Genomic DNA, 1271 nt, shown 5'->3' on the forward strand with positions numbered 1-1271 from the left:
CATAGCCAATTTGTTGTTTACACTTTAAGAAAACGTTGTACTTAGTGTTCGGAGTCCCATCAATAATTGATACTTTCATTTGCAGTTCACCATCATGAGGGTTTTTAGTCATAGAAATAAATCCGCCTACATTACCATGTGAGCCAGGTTTTTTAGTTACATCCGAGTTAACACAGTCTGAAGAATCTTGACGAATTAATGCGACTCTAATAGATTCATAAGAACTTCCTTGAGCGGAACTTCCAGTAGCGTTAACAGTTTGGGCTGACGCGAGACCGAAGTTTATAACCGGAACACTGGCACAAACCAAGAGAGCAGCTTTTAATAATGAACGATTAAACATAATCTATTACGTGTTGAGTGAGTCACAAAGCCTTGATTTGAAGGGCTTCTGTGTTTGACACTTATTAATGTACTTGCTCTCTATAAATGAATCGATAACTAGAAGTTTAGGAAAATTATGGACTTGCTCCCAGGCGTATTTTTAATAAAAGTTAAGGTCAACGACTTTCAACAACATAAAAAGCGCCCCCAATAGTCAGGAGCGCTTTTTATAATCTATTCAATTTTTAAGAGTCGGTATTAACCATTAATAGCAGGCGCCGAAAGTGCTACAGGAGCAACTTCACAAAGAGCGCGCGTCTAAGGGGAAGTTGTGAGCCGGAGCGCTCGTGCATTACTTCCATACCATAAGCGTTGTAGAGACTTCAAGAATATATATATATATAGGTAATCTCAGTTTTTTTTCACGAAACCTTTACTGGACAAAGTTTTCAAGCTCGGCGTGGCGGCTGGTTACAGCATCGTTGCTGTTAGCCCTAAATGAAGCAAAGGCGCCAGTTATTGAAATATTAGAACTATTAACTTATAACACAAAGGTGGCAAAAGCTTTAGGCATTTGAATTAATATCTTGCTTTCACACATTCATGTCCACAAGAAATGTCAACGTAAACAAAGTTGTCTATGATTGATAATCACAGAACTGTGAGTGAAATTAAGTCGTTCATTGAAGGGTAATCTCAAGAATAATCACTACTAAGAGAACTCCATAAAAAAGATGATCAATTATTTCGTGGAGTTCTCTAAAGCAATTTATTCTTTTATTATACGAACGTTCGGATAATTTATTTGATTAATTTGAATAGGCGCCTATCATTATTTAACGAGGCGCCGAGCGGTAAGTGTTTTGGGGAGCATCCAGTTTTGGCCTACGCCTTAAATAACCGCCTCTAGGAGGCTTCTGTGATGGTCATAAATTTTACTCACAATT

General features: G+C 37.8%; 1 protein-coding gene. It reads right to left on the minus strand.

Features of this window, described 5'->3' with window-relative positions; translation table 11 throughout:
- Positions 1–343: hypothetical protein (locus tag AC2JBO_RS44970; RefSeq protein WP_496960094.1), on the minus strand; the 343-nt coding region annotated here is incomplete at its 3' end.
- Positions 344–1271: the final 928 nt, after the last annotated feature.

Source organism: Calothrix sp. CBUCES-K 9914 (assembly GCF_059640475.1).